Origin of the sequence: Tunicatimonas sp. (assembly GCF_049647865.1) — a bacterium.
Lineage (GTDB): Bacteria > Bacteroidota > Bacteroidia > Cytophagales > Cyclobacteriaceae > Tunicatimonas.
On sequence record NZ_JBARYM010000030.1, the window covers coordinates 1 to 26379 of the forward strand.

Genomic DNA, 26379 nt, shown 5'->3' on the forward strand with positions numbered 1-26379 from the left:
AATCATTCGGGCTACCCAGAAAAAGATGATTTCAGGCGCAGTTACTAGCACGTTGGTTGGATAGTAGAAGTTGATCTCCGCATTATCGGGATGCCGAATTCCATCAAAAACCGTAATTGGCCATAAACCCGACGAAAACCAAGTATCTAGCACATCTTCATCTTGCTTCAGATCATCCATTGATAATGAAGCGTTGCCCGATTTTTCCTGCGCTAACTTCAGAGCTTCTTCCGCAGTTTCAGCCACTACGATTTCACCTTCGGGCAAGTAATAGGCAGGAATTCGCTGTCCCCACCAAAGCTGACGGGAGATGTTCCAGTTCTGGATATTCTCCATCCAGGTGCGATACATATTCTTAAACTTGGCCGGATAGAACTGAACGTTATCATTCAGCACATTTGCCAGCGCGGGTTTTACCAGTTCATCCATTCGCACAAACCACTGCACCGAAAGTTTCGGCTCAATTACTGCACTGGTACGTTCCGAAACTCCTACTTTATTCTGATAATCTTCAATTTTATGGATAAACCCTTCAGCTTCTAGTTGCTCCCCGATTTTCTTTCTTACTACGAAGCGGTCTTCGCCCACAAATAATTGCGCGGCAGCACTCATTGTGCCATCATCGGCAATTACATCTATGGTGTCTAGCTCGTGTTTCTTCCCAAGTTCGTAGTCATTCATATCGTGGGCGGGAGTTACTTTCAAACAGCCCGTTCCGAACTCCATCGTCACGTACTCATCCTCAATAATCGGAATAGAGCGGTCAATCAATGGTACTAGTACTCGTTTGCCTCGCAAATGCTGGTAACGTTCGTCATTTGGGTTTACGCAAACGGCTGTGTCACCCAATATTGTCTCAGGCCGCGTGGTTGCAATGGTTACATATCCGTCCTCCCCTTCAATTGGGTAGTTAACATAGTAGAGCTTAGACTGTACCTCTTTATATAGCACCTCCTCATCAGACAGCGAAGTTTTAGCCTGGGGGTCCCAGTTAATCATTCGGTAGCCTCGGTAAATATGCCCTTTGTTATGCAGGTCCACAAACACCTTAATAACTGATTCGGTCATGTGATCGTCCATCGTGAAACTTGTCCGATCCCAGTCGCAGGAAGCTCCGAGTTTTTTTAGCTGCTCCAGAATAATTCCACCGTATTTCTCTTTCCACTCCCAAGCGTATTCTAAGAATTTTTCACGGCTCAAATCATGCTTATTAATGCCTCGTTCCTTCAGCATCGCCACCACCTTTGCTTCGGTAGCAATAGAAGCATGGTCGTAACCCGGCACCCAACAGGCGGCTTTACCTTCCATTCGGGCTTTACGGATCAGCACATCCTGAATCGTATTGTTCAGCATATGGCCCATGTGCAACACTCCGGTTACATTGGGAGGAGGAATTACAATAGTATAAGATTCCTTATCAGGGTGTGGTTCTGAGTGAAAAAATTTCTTGTCCAGCCACTGCTGATACCACTTATCTTCTACTTCGCGAGGATTATATTTACTAGAGAGTGCCATTGTTCCTAAAAAGGTTAAAGCTTACTGTTAAGTTTTTTATAGGAGGCGCAAAGATAGAAATTTGTAAGATAAACTGGATAAAATCACGTACGTACATTGTCAGCCTCTGTACTTCAGATAAACAACTTCCTTCACCCTACTAGTTTGATATGAAACCATCTACTTTTTAGCTAGTCTGTTAGCATTTTCATTCTCCTATTTTGTTGTATCTTTGAATTAATCAATCAGAAAATCTATGTCAGCCAAGCAACACAAAATACTTGTGGTAGACGATGAACCCGATATTCTCGATCTGTTAGAATATAACTTATCTAAGGAAGGCTACAAAGTGAAAACTGCTTTAGACGGTAGAAAAGCCGTTAATATAGCCGCTAAGTTTACTCCCGATCTGATTTTGCTAGATATTATGATGCCTCATCAAGATGGAGTAGAAACCTGCCGACAGCTACGCGAAAATCCTGACCTCTACAACACCTTCATTGTTTTCTTAACGGCTCGCTCAGAGGAATACTCGGAGGTAGCCGCTTTTGATACAGGCGCTGATGATTATATTACTAAGCCCATCAAACCTCGCGCGTTGATGAGCCGGATTAGCGCGATGTTTCGTCGGGAAGAAAAAAAACGAAAGAAAAATAATAAAATTAATATCAACGGTCTCTCGATTGACCGCTCTAGCTATATGGTTGTCATAAAAGATGAACCGATCAGCTTACCGAAGAAGGAATTTGAATTACTGTACTATCTGGCTCAGAATCCGGATAAAGTACATAGCCGCGACGAGCTTCTGCAAAATATATGGGGATCAGACGTATACGTATTAGCTCGCACCGTAGATGTTCACATCCGAAAAGTGCGGGAAAAAATTGGAAGTAACTATATCGTTACTATCAAAGGAGTTGGGTATAAATTTGGGTCGGAAGAATAACACGTTAGCACCGCATGTTTTTTAGTTCAAAAAGAGTAGCCTTGCTGCTGGGGTTTTCCATTGCGCTAGTTACCACTGCTTTTCTGTCACTAGTAGAGGGCGTCTCAAATCAGGCTCTGCTGGTAGGCTGGTTACTTGCTTTTTCTTCATCGTACATTCTTATTCAAGTCACTTTAGATTTTTTGGTCTTTAAGGAAATCAATAAGATCTACGTAATGATTAACAAATTGCGCCGCAGAGATTTATCGTTTGTAGAAGGAAAAGAAACCGAAAGCAAGATCAATCCATTGCGTCGGATTAACCGAGAGATTTTAGACTACGCCGCTCACAAGCAAAAAGAAATTAATGATCTTAAGAAAATGGAAGAGTTTCGGCGCGAATTTGTCGCTAATGTGTCGCACGAACTTAAAACCCCCATTTTCGCCGCTCAAGGCTTTGTCTACACTCTGTTGGACGGCGCTGCCGAACAACCTAAACTCCGCAAGAAATTTTTGAAGAAAGCCGCCCGTAGTCTCGATGGCTTGGACCTGCTGGTGCAAGACTTGCTTACGCTGTCCCAAATGGAAACCGGAGGCATAAAAATGCACTACGAGCACTTCAATATCCAAGAAACAGTACAGGAGGTATTCGATCAGTTGGAATCAGAAGCCGAGAAAAAAGGTATCGCCTTAAAATTAGAAAGTACACAATCCGCAACCTACGTGTACGCCGACCGGCAGCGTATTTACCAGGTGATGATCAATCTGGTAGGCAATGCGATCAAGTACACCAAACAGGGTGATAAAACAATTACCGTCTCGTTTACTGAAACTGCTGAAGGAGTGGATATTGTGGTACAAGATGAAGGCCGAGGTATACCAGCCGAAGATATTAAGCGCGTTTTTGAGCGCTTCTACCGGGTAGAAAAAAGCCGAGCTCGAAATAAAGGAGGAACCGGACTGGGCCTAGCCATTGTCAAACACATTGTGGAGGCCCATAAGTCAGAGGTTCAGGTTAAAAGCAAAGTTGGCGATGGCTCTACTTTCTCATTTATACTACCCCAAGGCGACAAATTCTCCCCATCCCTAGCAGCAACTCCTCAGCCCGAGGAAGAAGAAGTAGAGTAACTTGACTGGTATTAAAGTGCTATAGTTTATTGTGCCTTTGTAGACTTTAACGAAAAATTGGAATACCTGAACACCAAAACACTATAACACCCTAACACTAAATTGCTCAACTATTTCCCTTTCCTCCGTGTTAAGTCGCTATGGCAAAAATTCAATTCAAGGATTTGATTCTGTATGAGGATCAGGACTATATTATTATTAATAAGCCTTCGCATCTGTCAACGTTAGAGGATCGTAACGATCCATTTAGTATTATTGAGATGGCTCGGAGCCATACCGAAGATGCTCAGGTAGGTCATCGGTTAGATAAAGAAACCTCGGGGGCACTGGCAATTGCTAAAAATCCGGAAGCGTACCGAGCCTTGGCAATGCAATTTGAGCATCGCAAGGTGAAGAAAGTGTACCACGCAGTGTGCGATGGAATTCATGATTTCCAGAACGTTCAGGTAGATTTGCCGATCTACGCTAATAGCAAAGGAAGCGTGCGTATCAGTCACCGGGGAGGGAAAGCAGCCCAAACTGAAGTCAGCACATTAGAGGTCTATAAACAGCATACCTTGGTAGAGTGCCAACCTGTAACTGGACGTATGCACCAAATTCGGGTACACTTAGCCAGCCTAAACGCTTCTATTGTGGGCGACGAGCAGTACGGTGGTAAACCATTTTATTTATCGTCTATCAAGCGGAAATACAATTTGAAACGAGATACCGAAGAGTTACCGTTAATTAGGCGGGTGGCGTTGCACGCTCAAGCTTTGGACATCGAACTTTTAAATCAGGAACGGGTTTGTATAGAAGCTCCTTATCCGAAGGACTTTGCCGTTTTACTCAAACAGCTCGAAAAAAACCGATACTAGCCAAAATTAACGTCCAGAAGGGGTTGTTTAGGAAGTAAATAGTCTCTAATTTTGTCGCCTCTTTAACGAGAGGGGTCTTTTACCTATTTAATAATTATACAATTGGATATTTTAAGTTACAAAACTCAAGCGGCCAACAAATCGACCATCGAAAAGCAGTGGTATGTGGTTGATGCGGGCGAAGCCCCGTTAGGCCGGGTGTGCAGCGAAGTGGCGCGTATATTACGCGGTAAACACAAAACCAGCTTCACACCTCACGTAGACTGCGGAGACAATGTTATTGTGATCAATGCGGATAACTTGATTCTGACCGGCAAAAAAATGGATCAGAAGCAGTACATCCGACACACCGGTTACCCCGGCGGACAGCGGTTCTCTACTCCTCGCCAGGAGATTCAAAAATCTTCTACTCGTGTCATCGAATCGGCAGTACGCGGCATGTTGCCGAAGAACAAACTGGGGCGAAAGATTTTCAAGAGTTTGTTTGTATATGAAGGCAGCGAGCACCCACACGAGGCGCAGCAGCCTAAGGAGATCAGCTTTACTAAATAACATTGACGAACTATAATTATGGATATAATTAACACTATTGGAAGACGCAAAACTTCAGTAGCTCGCATCTACATGAAATCTGGTAGCGGCGCAGTTACGGTAAATAATAAAGATATTGCTGCGTACTTCCCTTCAGAAATATTGCAAACCATCGTAAAGCAGCCACTTACTTTAATAGAAGAAGTTAGCAATTATGATGTCAGTGTAAATGTCGGTGGAGGTGGCCCTAAAGGGCAAGCTGAAGCTATTCGCCTAGCGGTTTCTCGGGCACTCGTTAAAATAAATGAGGAGCACCGCAGTCCGCTGAAGAAAGAAGGTTTTCTTACTCGCGACCCGCGTATGGTTGAACGTAAGAAGTACGGTCGTCGTAAAGCTCGTCGGGCCTTCCAGTTCAGTAAACGATAATTTCTTCACCACCTTTAACATCGACATTCATGGAAAATATAGAATATAAAGACTTATTGGATGCTGGAGTGCATTTCGGCCACCTTACTCGTAAGTGGAATCCGAAGATTGCTCCCTACGTGTTTATGGAGCGTAACGGCATTCATATTATTGACCTGAACAAAACATTAGCCTCATTAGACGAAGCTTCTCATGCAGTGAAAAATATTGTGCGTTCTGGTCGGAAAATCATGTTCGTGGCTACCAAAAAGCAGGCGCAGGAAGTAGTATCCGAAGAGGCCAAGCGCCTACGGATGCCTTACGTTACAAATCGCTGGCTGGGCGGTATGCTGACCAACTTCTCTACTATTCGTAAGTCGTTACGGAAGCTTTCTTCTATTGACAAAATGATGAAAGAAGAGGCTTACCAAAACCTAGCGAAGCGAGAAAGGTTAATGCTTACTCGCGAAAAAGAAAAGCTGGAGCGCATTCTAGGCGGAATTGCCGATCTATCGCGCCTACCAGCAGCTTTATTTGTCGTAGATATTAAGCGTGAGCACATTGCAATTAAAGAGGCACATAAGCTGAATATTCCGGTTATTGCAATGGTGGATACTAACTCAGACCCTACGCAGGTTGAACATCCAATTCCGGCGAACGATGATGCGTTCAAATCAATATCACTGATCGTTAAGCACGTAGGCAAATCAATAGAAGAAGGATTATTAGAACGTAAGCAGCAGAAGGAAGAAGCCAAGTTGAAGGAAGAGGAAGCTAAGAAGCGCGAAGCTGATGAGAAGCCAGAAGAAGCGAAGAAGGAAGAATCTGCTTCTTAAAAAAACGGTATAAATATTTTTATATACGTTCAGAACATTGATCATAATCAGCTCTTAATGAGCTAGGCTGGTCAATGTTCTTTTCTTTTGCCCTAAATCATGTGTTGTACGGCACATTGAAGTAAATAGTGATATACAACAACGTATTGTTAACTGGGCACTAAGTGCTGTCCATTTTCAACTTTCAATTATCAATTTTTCATTAGTATTAATTATTCACCAGAAATCTATATAACTATGGCAATTACTGCACAAGAAGTGAACAAACTTCGCCAGATGACCGGAGCCGGCATGATGGACTGCAAAAAGGCACTGGTAGAGGCCGACGGCGATTTTGATAAAGCAATTGAAATACTCAGAAAAAAAGGCCAAAAAGTATCGGCCTCTCGCTCCGACCGAGAGACCAGTGAGGGCGTAGTATTTATAAAAACTAGCGAAGACCAAACCAAAGCAGTACTCGTATCTTTAAATTGCGAGACTGACTTTGTAGCGAAAAATGACGAATTTTTAAGTATTGGCGATGGCATCGTTGATTTGGCTTTTCAAGAGAAACCAGCTTCAGCCGAAGAATTAAAAGGGCTAAAGCTCGGCGATTTGACCGTAGCTGAAAAGCTAACCGAACTGGTGGGTAAAATCGGCGAGAAAATTGATATCGGTGCTTACGAAATGATGAGTGGCGAACTCGTAGTTCCCTACATTCACGCCAATAAAAAACTAGGCGTACTGGTAGCATTGGAAAATACCGATGGAAAAGGCGAAGAAGCAGGAAAAGATGTAGCGATGCAGATTGCCGCAATGAGTCCCGTCGCCTTAGACGAGAGCGAAGTAGACCAATCAACCATCGATCGCGAACTGGAAATTGGTCGCGAACAAGCAAAAGCTGAAGGTAAGCCTGAGAATATTTTAGACAAAATTGCCCAAGGTAAACTGAAGAAATTCTTTAAAGATAATACCTTGGTACACCAAGCCTTTGTGAAAGACACCAGCATGAATGTTTCTCAGTATTTAGATAGTGTAAATAAAGGAATGAAGGTGAGCAAATTTAAGCGAGTTTCAGTAAGTGCATAAGCACATCTTCTACTACTTATTTTAGCAATTGGAAGCCCATCCCTACCCGGTTGGGCTTTTTGCTTTCTACAAAGAATAAAATAAAGATTCAGCCCGTTAGGTTCTCAGATAAATTTTTATATTTACTCTCTAGTTTTCCCCGCCCCGGATATGTTCCAGGGTTATTCCGGACTTTTCTCCGGTAGATATACGCAGCATACTGATTTGCAACTTACTTTAAGTACAACTGTCCTATGAAATTTGTTGTCTCCTCTTCTACCCTGCTTAAGCAGCTTTCCGCTATCAACGGTGTAATTGCCTCTAACCCGGTTGTTCCGATTCTGGAAAATTTTTTATGCGAAATTCAGAACGGCACCTTGAAAATAACTGCCTCTGATTTACAAACCACCATTATGACTGAGCTGGCAGTGGATGCTCAGGAGCGGGGTAGCATTGCGGTGCCGGCTAAAATACTTATTGAAACCCTGCGAAACCTTCCCGAACAGCCAGTTACATTTACGATTGATGAAGCTTCTTATAATATAGAAATTCATTCAGAAAACGGGCACTACCGTCTTTCGGGCGAGAATGCTACCGACTTTCCAAAAGTACCAGCGGTAGAAGATGGAAATACAGTAGAAGTACCTGCCGATGTGCTGGCTCACGCCGTAAGTAACACCCTGTTTGCTACCAGTGCCGACGAACTACGACCCGCCATGACGGGAGTATTTATCAACTTAAATGGTCAAGGAAGCACATTTGTAGCCACCGATGGACACCGACTAGTACGTTACCGTCGCACCGATGTCTCGGGTGGCGTAGCCGGAAAATCCTCGATTATTGTGCCGCGAAAAGCGCTGAACCTACTGAAAAGTGTATTACCTTCAGAAAATACCGAAGTTAGTATGCGCTACAATGCCTCTAATGCATTCTTCCAATTTTCAGGAACTGCCGGAGCCAATATTCAGATGGTCTGTCGCTTGATCGATGAGCGGTACCCCGATTACGAAAACGTAATCCCGCAGGACAACCAGAATGAAATGACGATTAATCGTCCGGATTTTTTAAGTTCTCTCAAGCGCATTGCGATTTACGCGAACAAAACCACGCATCAAGTGCGTCTGAAACTGGATGGCAATAAGCTTCATGTCTCAGCTGAAGATCTAGACTTCTCCAACGAAGCCAACGAAACGCTGCCCTGCGACCATCCTGGGGAAGATTTAGAAATTGGATTCAATGCTAAGTTCTTAATTGAAATGCTCAACAACATCGATTCAGAAGAAGTCACTTTTAAGTTTTCTCAACCCAATCGAGCTGGACTAATTGTTCCTAGCGAAAAAGATGAAAACGAAGAAGTGTTGATGCTAGTAATGCCGGTTATGCTGAGTAACTATGTATAAAACGTGTTCAGGTGTTTTGGTGTTCAAGTAACTGCCGTACAGCACGTAGCATTTTGAGTTTTGAACCCTTCCGTTTTAACTCAGAACTTTAAATTCTTATACTAATACTATAACCACAACACCTAAATACACCATTACAACAATCTATGGCAACTACCCCCGACTTAGGAAAACCCGTAGGAGTTACGCTTGATCGTTTTATCAAGCGCGATCAAGATTCTTTCCCGTACGCTACCGGCGAGCTTTCTCAATTGCTGCGTGATATTGGTTTAGCTGCCAAAATACTAAACCGAGAAATCACCCGTTCGGGGCTGCTGGATTTAGAAGGAGCCTTTGGTACTGAAAACGTACAGGGAGAAGCCCAGCAGAAACTGGATGTAGTGGCTAACATCCGATTCAAACGAGCTCTGACTAACGGAGGGCAAGTTTGCGCCCTGGTTAGCGAAGAAGAGCCGGATTTAATCACTATTAATCCGGATGCTAATTACCTGGTAGCGATGGACCCGCTGGACGGCAGTAGTAATATTGACGTAAATGTGTCTGTCGGGACCATATTTTCTATCTATCGGCGCAAAAGTGAAAAGGGTAGTCAAGTGACGAAGGAGGATGTTTTACAACCCGGTAGAGACCAGGTAGCAGCTGGTTATGTACTGTATGGCTCGTCTACCATGCTGGTATACACGACGGGCCGAGGCGTAAATGGATTTACCCATGGTCCTACCATTGGTGAGTTCTTTTTATCTCATCCCAATATTAAATGTATACCCGACGGAACCATCTATTCTATCAACGATGGGTACTGGAATGAGATGACTGACGAATTGCATTCGTTTGTTGAGTATTGCCGAGATCAAAAATTGACGGCTCGCTACGCTGGATCGCTGGTAACAGATGTGCACCGCAACCTCCTGAAAGGTGGTATTTACATTTACCCTGCATTTCCGAAGTATCCCGACGGAAAACTACGACTTATGTACGAAGCTAATGCTCTAGCAATGATTGTGGAGCAAACCGGTGGTAAAGCCAGCGATGGCAAACAACGCATTCTCGATATTCCTCCTAAGGACTTTCACCAGCGAACTCCCCTGTACATCGGCTCTGCCAATTTAGTGGATATGTGTTTGGGAATGATTTCGTAATCGAAAATTGGAATTGACCAGATATAGCAGCTATATTCTTATTGCATTGCGTTCTATATCTCTTTACTTTATTTTCTTTTGCTCATTAGTAACCGCTGGGTTCGCCTCTGAAGTAGACAGCATACCCAGCGTTCGTAAGGTCAAAGACATTCTAATCTACCAGGATAGCCTTTACTACTCTAGTTTTCCTTCTATCGCAAAGTTGCCTGGCGGAGAGTATTTGTTAGCTTTTAGGCGGGCACCTAATCGCCGAATATTCGGTGAATCAGGAAATGATCACGTTGATCCAAATAGTTATTTAGTTACCCTTCGTTCTACCGATGGAGAAAGTTGGCCCAAAGAACCTTCCCTACTGTACGCCCACCCGTTCGGTGGCTCTCAAGATCCCTGTCTGTTGCTTAAACGCGATGGAACCCTACTTTGCACTAGCTACGGTTGGGCTTTTCTGCGCCCTAAAAGGATAGAGCAACTGAATCCAGCCCAACTAAAAGTTACTGATAACGCTGTTTTTCTAGGAGGTTATACGCTCCACTCAAAAGATAATGGCTACACGTGGAGCGAAGCCAATTATCCACCTAGCCCTTCGGTTGAGGTCCGTAGGGATGCATTAGGTCAATCTCTTCCGGCTTATAATCGCGGGGCACTTTGGGAAAGCCAAGCTGGAGTACTATTCTGGGCAGTTGCCGTAGCAGAAGATACTGCTCACCTTTCCAGAACTTCTGCGCATCTACTGACTTCTAACAATGCCGGACAATCCTGGAAATACGCAAGTCCCATTGCCCACGATTCTGTAGTAGCATTCAATGAAACTTCTCTGTACGAAACACCTAACGGCGACTTAGTAGCTTTTTTGCGCACCGCTAATTTAGGTGGACAAGCGGCAATTGCCCGTTCAACCGACGGTGGCAAAAGTTTCAGTGCTTGGCAGAGCATGGGTTTTCAGGGCTATCCCCAGCATGCTCTCCGACTACCCAACAATCAGGTTCTACTCACCTACGGATACCGCACTGAACCTTATGGCATTCGTGCCCGCATTTTAAATGCTGAATGTACTGACTTTGCTACTGCACCAGAAATTATTTTGCGGGAAGACGGAGGAGGTAGCGATTTAGGCTACCCCTGGTCGGTACTGCTAGATGAGAAATACGTGCTGGTCGTTTACTACTTCAATCAGGATAATGGACTGCGTCATATTGCGGGTACTATTCTAGAGATTGAGTGATTGAGCCTCGTTTGTAGCCTCAGTCAGATATCACTATATTAGAGAATACTCCACTGTTGCGATTTTATTTGCATGAAAACACACGGAACAACTTGGTTCTTACTAGCTGCTGTCCTATTTCTATCGGTGGCCTTGTTCAACCAGTGCTCCGAACCTTCTTCGGTTGCTTTACCGCAAACGGTTGATTTCAACTTTCATGTGCGCCCTATTTTAGTCAAGAATTGCTACCTCTGCCATGGCCCTGATTCTAGCAGTCGCGAAGCTGATTTACGGTTAGATATTTTTGAGGCCGCAACTGCTCTAAGAGAAGGTGATCTTTTTGCCATTAAGCCCGGGCATTCCCGCCAGAGTGAAGTCATTCATCGTATCAATAGCAGCGACCCCGATCAAGTGATGCCGCCCCCTGCCAGCAACCTCAGTTTAAGTGAGCGGGAAAAAGCTATTCTGGAGAAGTGGGTCGATCAGGGAGCCGAGTGGAAACCACACTGGGCATTTATTAAACCTACTGAGTCAGAGGTGCCTAAAGTAGAATCCCGAGAAGAAATTGCTAATGAAATTGACGCTTTTGTTATCGCCAAATTGGAAGAACAGCAGCTACCTGTTGCTCCTATCGCCAGTAAGTACACGCAGATCCGCCGCTTGGCCTACGTGCTTACCGGATTACCACCCCACCCTACCGATATTGAAACGTTTGTTAGCGATACCAGCTCCAATGCATACGAAAAGCTAGTAGATCAGTATCTAAACAGTCCACAGTTTGGCGAACGTTGGGCTCGGCATTGGATGGATTTGGCCCGCTACGCTGAAACTAAAGGCCACGAATTTGATTACCCAGTACACGGTGCCTGGCAGTACCGCGATTACCTGATTAGGGCGTTTAATCAAGATATCCCGTACCCACAATTGGTTAAGGAACAATTGGCAGGAGATTTACTGGCATCGCCTCGCTGGGATAAGGAGAGTGGACGGAATGAATCTCAACTGGGTACGCTGTTCCTCACGATGACCGAAGGGAAACACAGTCCAGTAGACTTGGTCATTGATGAGTCGGAGCGGGTTGATAACATGATTGATGTTACTACCAAAACATTCCAGGCACTTACGGTAGCTTGCTCCCGTTGCCACGACCATAAGTTTGACCCTATTCCCACTACTGACTATTACGCGCTCTACGGCATTATGAAGAGCAGCCGGTTCAGTATGACCGATGCTAATCTTACCTTAGAAAAAGTTGAGAACTTAGCCGAGCTAAACAATATTAAACAAGAAATTCGCAAATTAACTGCTCAAGCTTGGCTAGAAGAAACGCCCGTACCAATACAAACCGCTAGTAGACAAGAGCCTACAGTTAATACTAACTCGGGTTACAAAGTATTGGGCGACTTTAGAGATGGCGACTTAGCTGACTGGCAAAGTAGTGGATTAGCGTTCGGACAACAAACTACATTAGGCCAACCACATTTTAACTCCAATAATCAGCAACTCACTCGCCTTTCCGCGGGCTATGCTTCTAGCCGTTTAATCAACACTGGAATTGTAGGCGCACTTCGCTCTCCCAACTTCACTATTACTGAAGATTTCATTACGGTACGAGCGCGGGGTAGTCAATCATCTATTCGGGTAATTATTGATAACTTTCAGCTCATTCAGAATCCGATTTACGGGGAGCTAGACATGAAGGTGGATCAACCTGAATGGCAAAATTATACCGTAGACTTTTCGCCCTGGAAAGGACATACTGCCTACCTAGAAATGGTTCCCGGCTACTTTGAACGCCAACGTTACCAGCTACCCTCGGAGGCTTACCTAGAAGTTGCCTACGCTCAAGCATATAATGATAAACTTCCCCCACCCCCGCTATTAGCAAGTTCACCTAATCAAAACCTACACGCTACCATTGATCGCTGGGTGGAAGGACAAAGTTCGGCCACTGATATTCAGTATCTTAATCAACGCCTGCAACAAAACCCGATTAGATTGCCTTCGGCTGGGATTGATTCTTTATTACAACAGCGAACTAGGTTGTCTCAATCACTCGCTGACTCAGCCTACTTTACCGGAATCACCGAGGGGTTTCAAATTAACAGTCCGGTATTCGTTCGGGGAAACCCGAAAACGCTGAGCAAAGAGCAAGTTCCGCACCGCTTTCTCACTAGCCTTTCCGAAGATGGAATGATTTTTACTTCCGGAGGAAGCGACCGTATGGCACTGGCCAAAGCCATTACAAATCCTGATAACCCACTCACCGCCCGAGTGCTAGTAAATCGTCTCTGGCATCATCTATTTGGACGAGGTATTGTAGAAACCGTCGATAATTTCGGTTTGCAGGGCAAGCTGCCAACGCACCCGGCTCTACTAGACTATCTGGCAGTGAAGTTTCAGCAGCAGAAAGGTTCTATCAAGGATATGATTAAGTATATCGCCATGTCCAATACTTTTCGGCGAGCCGTTGTTACTGATTCTTTAGTAGCAATTCAAGATCCGGAAAATTTTCTTTTATCTGGTTATTCACTACGCCGATTAGAAGCTGAAGCTATTCGCGACGGAATGCTGATGGTTTCGGGAGAATTAGATTCTACCCAGTTTGGGCCATCCATTCCAGTGCACCTCACCGACTTTATGCAAGGGCGTGGGCGACCGCGAGAATCAGGTCCGTTGGATGGCAATGGACGACGAAGTATCTATCTGGAAGTCCGCCGAAACTTCCTCTCACCGATGATGCTCACCTTTGACCGCCCCATTCCGTTCTCTACCTTTGGCAAACGAAACGCGACTAACGTTCCCGCCCAATCGCTAATGCTGATGAATGACTCGCTAGTACTGGAGCAAGCCGAACGTATGGCTGAGCGGGTAGTGGTTCAAACCAATTTGGATATCCAGGAGCGTATTGAAAAGATATACTTGTGGGCCTTTGCTCGCCCCGCTCGGAAAGAGGAAGTAACTCGGGCTGTAGCCTTTCTGAAGCAGCAGGCCGAAATACATCAGACCAAAGACATAAGCACCTCTGTAACGGTTTGGAAAGATTACTGCCACACTATTTTTAACATGAAGGAATTTATCTATCTTATCTGATATGAGTGGTAGCCGACATACTGTCCATCAACCTATGAGCCGCCGACAAATGCTGGGAACCTGTCGCAGTGGTTTTGGTTCATTGGCGTTTGTTAGTTTGTTCGGAGGGCTGGGTGCCGCTTGTCAGAAAGTGGAAAAATTATCGCTCTCTAAAGTAATATCAGGCACAAACCCTCACTACATTCCGAAAGCCAAGCATGTTATCTTTCTGTATATGGATGGTGGTGTCTCTCAGGTAGATTCCTTTGACCCTAAACCTCGTCTGGCGCAGGAGAACGGTGAAGACCCGTACAAAAAGTTTAAGGTAGATAACACCCAGTTTGATAATATTGGTAAAATTCTGAAAAGCCCTTGGGACTTCCAGCAGTACGGCGAATGTGGGATGCCAGTTAGTGCACTATTTCCTCACGTTGCTACCTGCGTAGATGATATTGCGCTAGTGCGATCAATGACTTCAGAATTTCCTGAGCATACCAATGCGAACTACTTCTTGCATACCGGCAGTGGCCTACAAGGTCGCCCCAGCATGGGATCTTGGGTTACGTACGGGCTAGGCAGCGAAAACGATAATCTGCCGGGCTACGTAGTGCTAAACGGTGGTTTGGTACCCCCCGGCGGGCTAGATAATTTCAATAGTGGCTTTCTTCCGGCTTCCTATCAGGCTTCGGTGCTAAAAGGGCAAGCGGTACCGCTGGCGAACATCAAACCGCTGGACGACCCGGCTGTTCAAAACCACAAGCTGGATTACCTAAAGCAGGTAGATCAAAGCTTAATTGGCAAACTTGGGGAAGCCGATGCGGTAGAGTCGGCCATCTCTAATTATGAGTTAGCCTACCGGATGCAAGCCTCAGTACCCGAACTCACCGAGTTTGACTCTGAAACCAAAGCTACTAAGAAGCTGTACGGCTTTGAGTCAGATGATCCGCATACCCAAGGCTATGCAGCGCAATGTTTACTAGCCCGACGGCTGGTAGAGCGGGGCGTTCGCTTTGTAGAGCTAACCTGCCCCAGCGTAAAAGCTGACCGCTGGGATCAGCACAATAATTTGAAAGATGGACACGAACGAAATGCCCACGCGGTAGACCAGCCCATTGCCGGATTATTGAAAGATTTAAAAAGTCGCGGATTGTTGGACGAAACATTGGTGATCTGGACCGGAGAATTCGGTCGTACTCCTTTTGCTCAGGGAACCAATGGTCGGGATCATAACCCTTCAGCCTTTAGTATGTGGATGGCGGGTGCGGGGATTAAGGGGGGAACCATTTTCGGACAGACCGATGAATACGGCTATCGAGTGGTAGAAAACAAAGTAACCATTCACGATTTACACGCCACCATGCTACATCTACTTGGCATTCACCACGAACAGCTCACCTTCCACTTTAGCGGACGCGACATACGCCTCACCGACGTCCACGGTCACGTAATGCACGATGTTCTGGCCTAAGAGAATTCGTTCTACAGAGCTGTCTATATATTACAATTTTCACCTTGCTGTACTTCACTAAATTTTGCAGGTTCTGTGTTCGTATGGTAAAAATAGCTCTTGAATTTATTCACTAGAGTAGCCGAAATTTAAATCTTTGTTTACAAGCTAAAAAGGCAAACAGCCTATTTCAGTGCGGAAACTCTATTTGGTAGATACATGAAGTACACGAAAGGTTGACAACAAGCTATATTTACTTCTTTTCATCAATAGCTGCCAATTTAGTATTTTCCAATTATGACGTATAATTGAGATTATTTAGAAATTTTTTATATTTTTATAGGCTATTAGACAACTTGTGTAAGTATTTTAGCAATTTAATTAATTAGTAAAAATATGGAAGTTAAAACAGCTCGAACCCTACCCTTACCCTGGAGCTATGTTCAAACCAGCCTTAAATTTACATTTAATGATAAACGGAAGCGTGCTGCCTTTTTACTAGTAGCTATGATTCCTTTGGTAGGTAATTTATGGAAGGCAATACCAATTGATATTCCTTTCCGTCACTACGATTATCTGGATGTATTTGTCTTTACGTTTACTACTCAGTTCATATTTGTAATAATTGGGGTAGCCTGGTTCCTCATTGTAGGCCGCAAAGACTTAGGACTTCAGATCTTAGCTTTAACGTTAGTAGCTTACGGGGTTTTTATGTCCTTTAGCACGCTTCCACTTACGGCGTCTACTTCGCTCAGCTTTGATATACTTGTAACAGCCGTTATTACTGCTTTATTGGCAACCTTTCTGTTTTATATACAAAATCATGCAAAGCCCGGTTACGATTATAAAGCGGAGTGCGAAGATATAATTTATGATCTGCACCATAGCCGTTTCCTAGGTTCCATATGCCGCCTTGAAGGTCTGATGCGCATCTCCGATATGAAGGAACCATATAGAGAACACGCCCTCCGAGAGTTGGAAGACTTAAAACAATCAGTAGAATATATTGCTAAAAAGTACGAAGGTCTTCAGTAAAGTTATTCTATCTGTATGCAAATTTAGCGAAGATACTACATACAAGATTATGTAATTCAGGAAATCGGCTATTACATTTTTGCTTGTTCTATCTTTTGTGGATATTGAGTCATATTTGTTAAATACCATACGTTGTATTAATTTTTTAACAAAGTGACATTTTTACTACATAATTAGTAGTCTAGGTAGCAAATAATAATTTTGTCATTAGGGCATATTCAAGTAGTTTTGAGTAAACAAAAACAAAAAGACTGCCTTATGAAAAAGATGAAATCCATCGCCATGATCGCCTGTATTGTTGTATTACCTCTACTTCAAGTATCTTGTCAGTCCGATGATATTGAGCCTCAAGCTATACCCGATAAAGGGCGCCTAAAAACTCCCCCCAGAAAATAACCTATTCCCATAGAATAGCGATTACCAATGGAAACCTCTAGCTAGAAATATTTCTAACTAGAGGAAGCTTAAAAAGCTCTAAAGGATTCTGTCTATTAATAGAATATCCCAAAAATTTAGCTTCATGCGTTATGATGGGGATTCAGAGTTGCCGCTAACGCCAAGCTAAAAACTGTAGGCCGAGCAATTGTAAGTATTAGAAAAGAATTTAGTTGCATCCACCTTTGCAAGTAGCTCATTACTGTATTACAGTTATTCAGAGACAACTTACTAGCCAATCTATCATCGGCTACTATGAGTCTTGCTTTATCTCAAAGCCATTTTCTTGTAGCTGCGCTTCAGTAAGTTCAATGATGTTTACATCTATATCGACCACTTCAAGGGGAGCGTCTAATGAATCAGTTTCTAGCGTGGCAATTTTCTCTAGGGTTTCCAGCCCTTTGAACACTTGACCAAATACGGTATAGTTCCCATCCAACCGAGGGATTCCCTCTTGGTTGTGAACAATATAGAATTGACAGCCCGCGGATAGCTTTTCCGGGTTATTATCTCTTCCCGCTCCCACTGCTCCGTATACATGCTTCAGCTCTTCCTTAAATTCTGGGTCTAACAAATAAGGAGATTCGCTAAACCCCTCGGGGGTATCAGGGCAACCGCCCTGAATGACAAAATCTTCTATGACTCGATTAAAGCTCAAACTATCCCAATAGCCAGTACTCGCTAGCTCTATGAAACTTGATCTATGCACGGGCGTTTCGTCATATAACCAAAGTAACATTTCTCCGTGGGTCGTAACAATCTGCCCAACTTGATAGGTAGCTACTTCCTTTTGCGGGGCGGTACAGGAAGCAACTATCATGATTATTGAGGCTACGAAGGGTTTGGCCATTGTCTTAAAAATTAATCTTATCTGGTGTTAGTCTAAATCAAGAAAATGGCTTAGAACTACTATCTGCTGACTGAATTCTAAACCACTTATAATTAGAGTTTTGGCGAAGTATCTAAATTAAGCAGCAGCTATGGATTTTATCAATATTTCGAAGGTTTCTTCTTTATTGTTACCTATCAACAATTGCATTTCTACGATATTTTCTCCTGCATAATTAGGTACTTCTACTGATTCGCCGTGGTACTTAGCTTCCATCGTATTAAATGGGATAGAAATGGTTTCCCATTCACCATTGCCTTTAGTAGGAAAAGTAAAACCGTAAGAATGACGCCCATTGGGTGTTCTAACTCGGAAGTTGTACTTTTTGCCATCCCCTTTTAAAAGCAATATAAAAGCTACTGATTTTTCAGCGATTACATAAGGATCTTCTTCTACAGTTTGGTGGATTGAGCAAAAACCACCATTATTTTCTAAAGAAACGCGACCAGAAAAATGCGCATAATTTTTAGCTGTAACCTTGAGTTTGCTGTCGGAGCGGCCACCCATAACGACATCATCTTGTACGCGCCATTTGCCTTTACCTTGTTCGGGGAAGCTGTAAAGCACTCTGCTCGAATCAGATTTTGCATTTTCGTGATCAGTACTATAAGAATCAATATTTTTGTTTGGATTGGACATACAAGATATAACTAAGATTGAAAAAATTACTAGCATTCGCATGCAGTTATAAATTCAATTATCTAGTAATTGTTCAATTTCTCTGACAATTTTAAAAGATACATCTTAAACCAGTTCTAGTTACCTCTTCTTCTAATTTTCTTTGGCAACTAATTGCATATCGGAGACTAGCCTCCGTTATTCTTCATAGCCTGAGGCAGAATTTAGCTCGCATAAATAAATTTCGAAGATAGATTGTACGCCATCAGTCATTTACAAATCTTTTGAATGCAGCCAATTCTTCTGCTTCAGAACGATTATCATTCTCACTAAGTAGTTGCCAATTTGCCGAAAAATACCTTGCTATGTATTCATCGGAAATACTAACTAGCCTATTGAGCGAGATTAAATCCTTAACCATCAAATCTTCTGATCACTTATCGAGACTAAGCCTTAGATTTTATCCTATATTTAAGCTCATGAATATTGATTTTTTTCTGTTGGGTGCTGCTCTAATCTTAATGCACGAAATGGATGCCATCCGGTGCCGAGAGTGGCGTATCTTTCCCGGATTATCGCTGCTTAATAACCAGTGGGGTATGATCACCTTTATATTTCTGCATATTCCACTATTCTACTGGATTCTCTGGGAGATTCAGCAAGGAAATCAGAAGTTTATTCGTAGTTTTGATATCTTCCTAGTTGTGCACATGTTTCTTCATTTACTTTTCTTGCTGCACAAGAAAAATGAGTTTGAAGACTGGATTTCCTGGTCTATTATTATCGGAGCAGCTTTATGTGGTGGTCTAGATTTGTTGATGAAATAAAGCAGTTTGTTCTATTTATCGGGAGAATCGATTTACCCAAAACCCAGCTCCCGTGAATCTTCCCGACCGAAGCCCTGCACTTGTAAATGGTCGGTATGCACATGTACCGCAGCAAAAGTGTTTTGGTCGGGGGTATCCACCATTCCTTTGAAGTTGAGGTAGTGAATGCCCTTCTTCTGACCGTAGTTTCCGGCATGGTTGTGCCCGTTGAAATATGCCATAACGTTACCCGATTGCTCCAGGGCTGTGATGACTTCTTCGGCATTCCATAAATTGTGCGGGTCTTCGGGATAGAGAGGATAATGTCCCATTACAATTACTTTTTGGTTGGCCCGTCGGGCTTTTTTTAGCCTTTGCTCTAACCAGCGGAGCTGCTGATTACTTACTCCGGCATTCCAGGGCTTCGCCCAAGATTTACCCTCTTTTTCTAGTTCCTCCATAAGTTTTTCTGCTTGCTGAAAGGCTTCGCTACCCGGTGGATGGGCGTAGGTACTTACTTCGGTACCATTAAGTACGATGAACCGCCAGTTATCATGTACAAAATCGTAATAGCCGGAAGCGGGCAATCCAATCCGCTTGGGAACGTCAGCTAACCACTCCGGTTCTACCGAATAATCGTGATTACCCAATGTACGATAAATCTGGGCTTTCGCTTGCTGGTACTCTTGTAGAATAATCTCAAAACTTGGATAGTCGCGATCAATAAGATCACCCACATCTAAAGTAAAGGCCAAATCTTGCTTATTGAGCATAGTGAGACATTCCTCCAATTTGTCAGTAGATTTACGGTAAAACCGAACTTCGGTAGGGGGGCAATCGCAGTACTGCACATCTGCAATAACTCCAAAAGAAAATATAGGTTCTACTACCATTTTATAATAATTAATGACGAATGAGTAATGATTGATCAAGGTAGCAAATAATGATGAATGAGTGTAGCTTCTTTCTAACAACTTCTACTGATCATCAGTCATTACCTTCGTAGCGTTCTAGTATCTTTTCTACGTTCTGAATACTCTTTTTAGCCCAGTCAATCCGTTTTGCCCTCTTTTCGGCTTCGCTTAACTGCCAGTTGATCTTGGTAGACTGGTGTAAGCGAGCAATAAGTTCATACAGAAGCAAAGCCGCAGCTACTGATACGTTGTAACTTTCGGTAAAGCCAAAAGCGGGGACAGCAATCCGTTGGTCAGCCCGGTCAATCACTTCCTCAGATAAGCCGCGCTTTTCGTGTCCTAAGAAAAATGCTGTTCGTACCTGAATATCAAATGACTGAGGATTTTGTTGAGCGTAATGCGGAGCAGCCGCAGCAATTTGGTAGCCTTGGCTTTTCAGATTGTCTAAACAAGCGGTAACACTATTTGTCAGTGGTGGCTCTGAGTAGTAATGAACGTCTATCCATTTTTCGGCACCCCGCGCCATACCTTGGGCTAACTTAAATTCATTGCCTCGTTCCATAATAGAGATATCCTGGATGCCCAAACAATCGCAGGTGCGGATAATGGCACTGGCGTTGTGTTGCTGATAAATATCCTCCACCGCTACCGTAAAATGGCGCGTTCGCCAACGGAGCACCTCCTCAAACCGCTGCATACGCGATTCTGATAGAAATTTGGATAAGTACTGATAAAGTTTTTGCGATTCATCCATTAGCTAAGGTAGTGCCGCTTGCACTTCTTGCTTCACTTGGTTAAACTTCTCCCGCATCTCTTCTAAAGCTTTTTGCTTGCTTGGGTCGTTTGCCAAGTTATGATGCTCTTCGGGGTCAGAAGCGTGGTGGTATAATTCTTCATTGCTGCCTTCGGTCTCGTCACCCCAACGAGTGTATCGCCATTCACCTCTTTTTAGTGAGGCGGCCGTTCCTTCGTAAGAAATGGTATAGGCATGGTGCTCATCGTCTGATTGATGATTGCTATCCTCCAACCATTCCACCAAGCTTTTTCCTTGCAAAATCGCGGGTTGTTGCGGGGCGTAGCCACTCAAATCCAATAAAGTCGGATACAAGTCAATCAATTCTACGGTAGCTTCACAACTGGTACCACGGTTCTGGTTAAACCGATCGTCCGGGGCCGAAATAATCATCGGAACCCGCACACTTCCCTCCCATAAACTTACCTTCGACCAGCAATCGTGTTCGCCTAAATTATATCCGTGATCAGAAACAAATACAACGATTGTGTTTTCTCGCAAATTTAGTTGATCCAGCGCCGCTAATAATCGCCCAACCTGAGCATCCATAAACCGGACACTAGCCATATACGCCGCAATAGTTTCCTGCTGTTGTCGCTCACTCATTCCCCAGATTTTATCATTCTGCCGGGTTAGTGCTCTTGGTGGAACTTGGTCGAGTCCGGCAACTTCTGGCAACGTAACTTCCTGCCACGGATAAGGCGTGAAGTAGCTTTCAGGGGCAATTAACGGTACGTGCGGTCGTACAAACCCTACTGATAAGAAAAAAGGAGAATCCGGTTTTAGCTTCACCTTATTCTGAGCATCTTCGGCTACTGAAGCTGCCCGACTTTCTAAAATAGCGATAGCCTGGCTGGCTGCTAGATAATCGGTTTGGGTAAAATCTAGCGAATCGGGCACCATCATTTTAGCAAAGTTGCTGCCGTAGTGCAGATCCTTTGGCGATAGTAATTCCAACTCTCCCCGGCTCAGGGTTTCTGGACCCATCACGTTGTATGCGTAATCCCAAGAGTCAGGATCATCGCCCCCAGCACTTCCCTGCTCAATACCCCCCGGTACTCCCATATGAAAAATCTTAGAAACCCGAGCTGTAAAGTAGCCCTGTTCCCGAAAGAACCCTGCCATCGACGGGTGATTGGCTAACTGGGGATTAGCCGCCCGGTAGCTGCCGATTTGATCAACGTTATTCAGGGTTCCGCTAGTTTCCGGATAGAGGCCACTCATTAGCGAAGCCCGAGATGGACCACAAAGAGGAAACTGACAATAGGCCCGATCAAATTTCACTCCCTCGTTAGCCAATCGGCTTAAGTTAGGAGTGTGCTCACTAATACCCATATACGGGCCAATTCGTGTGTTTAAATCGTCAGCAATAATAAATAGAACATTAGGTTTTTGAGAGTAGCCCAATAGGGGCAAAAGAATAAGCGTTAGTGAGGTTAGCTGTAGAGCGAATGTTTTCATCTTCTGTTTTTTGATCCGTTTTTGATATTAATTCCTTATCACTTTCTTAATCAATATTTTATTCTGTATTTTAAATTTTTATAAAATAAAATATCATATTATGATTAATAGGCGGTCTTTTCTTCAGAAATCGGTAGTTGCCGGAGCTACTTTAGGAATAGCTTCTTGTGCTCCGTCGGCCCTTCGTCTGGCTGAAAAGCAACTTAATATACAATATTCCTCTCGATACCTACCCAAACTACGCATCTCGCTAGACCGAGTGGTAAAAGAAACTGTGGGTTTGCGCCCCTACCGCACTATTGGCCCCCGAATAGAAAAAGAGACGTTGGGAAGTAAGACACTAGTGCATAATTACGGTCACGGTGGAAGCGGCTGGTCGCTCTCCTGGGGTTCAGCAGAATTAGCTACTAACTTAGTAGATTCTTCCTGGGCTTCAAAAATATCACTTGTTTCAAGTGCTACTGATGCAATGGTTTTACCCCCGAGTTCAGCCCGAAAAGTGGCTGTTATTGGCTGCGGAGTGATTGGATTGACAACCGCTCGAGCGTTGCAGCGGCGAGGCTACGAAGTAACTATCTACACGAGAGAGATGGCCCCGGATATTACCTCTAGTAAAGCTACCGGAACCTGGTCGCCCGCTCATCGCCTGATTGATTCTAATAAAGTAAATGACAATTTCTTTCAGCAGTTTAAACAAATGCATCAAACTTCTTTCTTGTCGTTTCAAAACTTGTTGGGGCTGGGCAATTTAGTTGTATGGACTGATAGCTACGATGTTCGGCAAGAGGCAGCTTCCCCACCCCACGGTGACCTTCCTACTAACGAAAAGTATTCTTTTATGCAAGTGCTCCCCAAGCCCAAACGCCTCGCTGATAAAGAGCACCCTTTCCGAGCTCCCGTAGTTTACCGGCGAACTTCAATGGTATTTAATATTCCCTCTTTGCTTAAATTGTACACTGATGATTTTCTGCGATTTGGTGGAACGGTAAAAGTTCAGGAATTTAAACGACTGGAGGATTTGGACGCTTTGCCTGAAACCTGCATCGTTAATTGTACAGGTATTGGAGCTAAACGCCTGACGGATGACCCTCATTTGATGCCTATTGCTGGGCAGTTAGCGTTTGTTATTCCGCAGCAAGAAGTAAATTACCGAATAGCTACTCGCGGTGCTTACACCATTAATCGAAAAGATGGTATTGTTGTAGGCGGAACCCATAAAATGGGCAGTTGGGAAACCACACCATCGCGGGAAGATACCGAACGCATGGTGCTGTCAATAAAAGAAGTAGCTGATGAAATGTACACGTAAATGTGTTCAAGTGTTCAAGTGTTCAAGTGTTCAAGTGTTCAAGTGTTCAAGTGTTCAAAATTACATGAATACATGAACACCAGAAAACATAAGTACAGCCAAAACCTAAAACCCAATTTATAAACATGTCCAACCTACGACGATCTTTTCTGAAAAAACTGGCTGGAACCAGCGGTGCGTTATCCTTGACCCCACTAGTTACTCACTTACGGGCAGAAGAACTCTCTGAATCACTACTTCAGCTCAATCAGCTATCTGCTGAAGAAGTAGCTTCGGATGAAGACCTATGGCGAGGTATACAGCAAGCGTATACTGTTTCGCCCAATATTATTAATTTGAACAACGGCGGAGTCAGTCCACAACCCAAAGTTGTGCAAGATGCCGTTGATCGTTACTACCATCTTTCCAACGAAGCCCCATCCTATTACATGTGGCGTATTCTGGATCAGGGGCGGGAATCTTTACGTATGAAGCTGGCCGATGTAGCCGGATGCTCACCCGAAGAAGTCGCGATCAACCGTAATGCCACTGAGGCCCTGGATACTATTATCTTTGGGCTCGATTTGAAAGAGGGCGACGAAGTAATACTGAGCAAGTACGATTATCCTAACATGATTAATGCCTATAAGCAACGAGCAAAACGAGATGGCATTACTCTAAACTGGATTACACTGGATATTGGCATGGAAGACGAAGAATCCATCGTTAACCGTTATCTGGAAGCGATTACTCCTAAAACCAAACTGATTCATATTACTCAATTAGTGAACTGGTCGGGGCAGATTGTGCCTCCCAAGAAGATTTGTGCGGAAGCCCGAAAGAGAGGCATTCGCACGGTAGTTGACGGAGCACACGCTTTTGCCCATGTTGATTCTAATATTCCAGAACTAGGTTGTGACTACTACGGCACCAGCTTACATAAATGGTTGTGCGCCCCTTTTGGTACGGGCATGATCTACGTGAAGAAAGAAAAAATCGCTGATCTCTGGCCACTTATCCCCGATCATGCACCCGAACGCGACGATATCCGTAAGTTTGAAAGTCTGGGAACTCGTTCGTTTGCCCCCGAACAAGCTATTGGTCAGGCCATCGATTTTCATAATGCAATTGGGGCCGAGCGAAAGCGAGCTCGCCTACATTATCTCAAACGCTACTGGGTAGACCAAGTAAAAGATCACCCTAACATTCGGATTAATTCTCCGCTTTCTTCCGAGTTTTCCGGGGCACTATGCAACGTAGGTATTGAAGGAATGGACGCGGTTGACGTAAACAACCGATTATTCAAAGAATATAAAATCCACGCCAGCCCTGTAAAATGGGAGGCGTTGAACGGAGTACGAATTACCCCGCACGTGTACACTAAAATTAAAGACTTAGATCGGTTGGTTGCCGCGCTATTAGCTTTCGCCAACGAACAACCTAAACAAACCATGCGATAGCAATTAGCCAGTTTGGCGCACTTTTGGCATATACTTACTCAACAAATTCCAACTATGCTATGAAAGTCGCTTACTACTTACTGTTCACCATGCTGGTAGCCCTTTCGGTACAGTGCTCATCCAGCAAAAAACTACTGGAGAGAGGCAACTACTACGAGGCTGTGCTAAAGGCTACCGATAAACTGCGTAGAAGCCCCAGAAATAATAAAGCTCAGGCTGCCCTGCGTCAGGCGTATCCATTAGCAGTAGAACAGCTATTGAGCGATATTAATCAGGCTAAGCACACTAATGATGACTTTCAGTGGAGCGTGGCCGCGGATAATTACCGGCAGTTAAATGGGATGTACGATGCCATTAGATCATCACCTTCCGCCCGTGAAATAATTTCTCGCCCACAGTCTTTTCATCAGCAATACGGACAAGTAAAAAACAAAGCAGCGGCGGAGCAGTATCAGGCTGGAGAACAGGCTATGCGGGAAAATACGATTGAAAGCGCCCGACAAGCTTATTTTCACTACCAGCAGGCCCAGGATTATGTGGCTCGCTACAAAAATGTTACCCAAAAACTAGCGGAGGCTCAGGATGCCGGAACATTAAAAATATTGGTAGAACCACGCTCGGTGCCCTCTCGCTACTACCAAGTGAGTGCTGATTTCTTTTACGACCAAGTGAGTGATTTCCTGCGTAATTATGAGCGAAGAAATCAATTCATTGCTTTTTACGATGCTCGAAAAGCTCAACGTCAGCAATTAGATTATCCTGACCATGTACTTCGTCTGCAATTTGAAGATTTTGTAGTTGGCCAGTCTCATACCCATCAGAAGGAAGAAACGGTTACCAGGGATAGTGTGAAGGTCGGTGAGGTTGAAGTAGCGGCTCAACGTCCTAAAAAACGTACCGTGTCCCGAGATATTGAGACACTCAGCTCAACAAGTCGTACGGTGAAGAAGCCAGTGTACGGAAGTGTAAATGCCAAACTGATTACTACCCGCGCTGAAATTTCTTCACGTGGTATTTTAGGGGTGAGTATCGTGGAGGGAAATAGTAATCGCAGCCTGTTGCGAGACGAGTTGCAGGGTGAGCACCTATGGTTTGCCGAGTGGGCTCGCTATCAGGGTGATGAGCGAGCACTAAGCGAGGATCAGTTGGCTTTATGCAATTTGCCAGAATCAGCACCCCCACCTCCTCAACAATTATTT

The 26379-nt window shown here is 44.1% G+C and carries 23 protein-coding genes; 17 read left to right on the forward strand and 6 right to left on the reverse strand.

Translation table 11 applies throughout. The features are described 5' to 3' along the window. The coding region (locus tag WBA23_RS01240; protein WP_424580414.1) for a valine--tRNA ligase at positions 1 to 1515 on the reverse strand (1515 nt) is incomplete at its 3' end. A 235-nt stretch (positions 1516 to 1750) separates the two neighbouring features. Between WBA23_RS01240 and WBA23_RS01245 the strand changes: the two genes are divergently transcribed. From WBA23_RS01245 to WBA23_RS01305, 13 genes are all read left to right on the forward strand, one after another. After that, positions 1751 to 2440, forward strand: coding sequence for a response regulator transcription factor (locus tag WBA23_RS01245; protein WP_424580415.1), 690 nt, complete (start codon positions 1751 to 1753; stop codon positions 2438 to 2440). Between the two features lie 14 nt (positions 2441 to 2454). Then, positions 2455 to 3546, forward strand: a complete 1092-nt coding sequence (locus WBA23_RS01250; RefSeq protein WP_424580416.1) for a sensor histidine kinase — start codon at positions 2455 to 2457, stop codon at positions 3544 to 3546. A gap of 140 nt (positions 3547 to 3686) precedes the next feature. Continuing rightward, positions 3687 to 4403, forward strand: a complete 717-nt coding sequence (locus WBA23_RS01255; protein ID WP_424580417.1) for an RluA family pseudouridine synthase — start codon at positions 3687 to 3689, stop codon at positions 4401 to 4403. A gap of 102 nt (positions 4404 to 4505) precedes the next feature. Beyond that, on the forward strand, positions 4506 to 4955 hold the full coding sequence (rplM, locus tag WBA23_RS01260) for a 50S ribosomal protein L13 (protein WP_424580418.1): 450 nt from the start codon (positions 4506 to 4508) through the stop codon (positions 4953 to 4955). A gap of 18 nt (positions 4956 to 4973) precedes the next feature. Next, on the forward strand, positions 4974 to 5360 hold the full coding sequence (rpsI, locus tag WBA23_RS01265; RefSeq protein WP_424580419.1) for a 30S ribosomal protein S9: 387 nt from the start codon (positions 4974 to 4976) through the stop codon (positions 5358 to 5360). 29 nt (positions 5361 to 5389) lie between these two features. Beyond that, on the forward strand, positions 5390 to 6175 hold the full coding sequence (rpsB, locus tag WBA23_RS01270; protein WP_424580420.1) for a 30S ribosomal protein S2: 786 nt from the start codon (positions 5390 to 5392) through the stop codon (positions 6173 to 6175). A 237-nt stretch (positions 6176 to 6412) separates the two neighbouring features. Further along, a complete protein-coding gene (gene tsf / locus WBA23_RS01275) occupies positions 6413 to 7243 on the forward strand; it encodes a translation elongation factor Ts (protein WP_424580421.1) in 831 nt (276 codons plus the stop codon). Between the two features lie 233 nt (positions 7244 to 7476). After that, the gene (gene dnaN / locus WBA23_RS01280; RefSeq protein WP_424580422.1) at positions 7477 to 8622 is read left to right on the forward strand and encodes a DNA polymerase III subunit beta; all 1146 of its coding nucleotides are present in this window, start codon (positions 7477 to 7479) and stop codon (positions 8620 to 8622) included. Positions 8623 to 8768: 146 nt separating this feature from the next. Then, entirely contained in the window at positions 8769 to 9761 is a 993-nt protein-coding gene (gene fbp / locus WBA23_RS01285) for a class 1 fructose-bisphosphatase (RefSeq protein WP_424580423.1), read from the forward strand. A gap of 46 nt (positions 9762 to 9807) precedes the next feature. Continuing rightward, positions 9808 to 10983: a sialidase family protein gene (locus tag WBA23_RS01290; RefSeq protein WP_424580424.1), complete on the forward strand. Its 1176-nt coding sequence runs from the start codon at positions 9808 to 9810 to the stop codon at positions 10981 to 10983. A gap of 72 nt (positions 10984 to 11055) precedes the next feature. Next, a complete protein-coding gene (locus WBA23_RS01295) occupies positions 11056 to 14055 on the forward strand; it encodes a PSD1 and planctomycete cytochrome C domain-containing protein (protein ID WP_424580425.1) in 3000 nt (999 codons plus the stop codon). 34 nt (positions 14056 to 14089) lie between these two features. Next, the gene (locus tag WBA23_RS01300; RefSeq protein WP_424580426.1) at positions 14090 to 15502 is read left to right on the forward strand and encodes a DUF1501 domain-containing protein; all 1413 of its coding nucleotides are present in this window, start codon (positions 14090 to 14092) and stop codon (positions 15500 to 15502) included. A gap of 375 nt (positions 15503 to 15877) precedes the next feature. Continuing rightward, on the forward strand, positions 15878 to 16516 hold the full coding sequence (locus WBA23_RS01305; RefSeq protein ID WP_424580427.1) for a hypothetical protein: 639 nt from the start codon (positions 15878 to 15880) through the stop codon (positions 16514 to 16516). Between the two features lie 688 nt (positions 16517 to 17204). Here WBA23_RS01305 and WBA23_RS01310 read toward each other — a convergent pair. Next, positions 17205 to 17801 carry a peptidylprolyl isomerase gene (locus tag WBA23_RS01310; RefSeq protein ID WP_424580428.1) on the reverse strand — a complete coding sequence of 199 codons (597 nt, stop codon included), beginning with the start codon at positions 17799 to 17801 and terminating at the stop codon, positions 17205 to 17207. 117 nt (positions 17802 to 17918) lie between these two features. Continuing rightward, positions 17919 to 18479: a CIA30 family protein gene (locus WBA23_RS01315; RefSeq protein WP_424580429.1), complete on the reverse strand. Its 561-nt coding sequence runs from the start codon at positions 18477 to 18479 to the stop codon at positions 17919 to 17921. 458 nt (positions 18480 to 18937) lie between these two features. On the opposite strand from WBA23_RS01315, the gene WBA23_RS01320 reads away from it, so the two are divergent. After that, positions 18938 to 19285 (forward strand): DUF6713 family protein, encoded by a 348-nt coding sequence (locus WBA23_RS01320; RefSeq protein WP_424580430.1) that lies wholly within the window; start codon positions 18938 to 18940, stop codon positions 19283 to 19285. Positions 19286 to 19317: 32 nt separating this feature from the next. On the opposite strand, the gene WBA23_RS01325 is transcribed toward WBA23_RS01320, so the two are convergent. The 3 genes from WBA23_RS01325 to WBA23_RS01335 form a co-directional block, all read right to left on the reverse strand. After that, a complete protein-coding gene (locus tag WBA23_RS01325; protein ID WP_424580431.1) occupies positions 19318 to 20157 on the reverse strand; it encodes a metallophosphoesterase in 840 nt (279 codons plus the stop codon). Between the two features lie 94 nt (positions 20158 to 20251). After that, positions 20252 to 20932, reverse strand: a complete 681-nt coding sequence (locus WBA23_RS01330) for a TrmH family RNA methyltransferase (RefSeq protein ID WP_424580432.1) — start codon at positions 20930 to 20932, stop codon at positions 20252 to 20254. Positions 20933 to 20935: 3 nt separating this feature from the next. Next, complete coding sequence (locus WBA23_RS01335; RefSeq protein WP_424580433.1) at positions 20936 to 22432, reverse strand: sulfatase; 1497 nt, start codon at positions 22430 to 22432, stop codon at positions 20936 to 20938. Positions 22433 to 22532: 100 nt separating this feature from the next. Between WBA23_RS01335 and WBA23_RS01340 the strand changes: the two genes are divergently transcribed. The 3 genes from WBA23_RS01340 to WBA23_RS01350 form a co-directional block, all read left to right on the forward strand. Continuing rightward, complete coding sequence (locus WBA23_RS01340) at positions 22533 to 23741, forward strand: FAD-dependent oxidoreductase (protein ID WP_424580434.1); 1209 nt, start codon at positions 22533 to 22535, stop codon at positions 23739 to 23741. 125 nt (positions 23742 to 23866) lie between these two features. Further along, the gene (locus WBA23_RS01345; protein WP_424580435.1) at positions 23867 to 25180 is read left to right on the forward strand and encodes an aminotransferase class V-fold PLP-dependent enzyme; all 1314 of its coding nucleotides are present in this window, start codon (positions 23867 to 23869) and stop codon (positions 25178 to 25180) included. A 59-nt stretch (positions 25181 to 25239) separates the two neighbouring features. Then, the coding region (locus WBA23_RS01350; protein ID WP_424580436.1) for a hypothetical protein at positions 25240 to 26379 on the forward strand (1140 nt) is incomplete at its 3' end.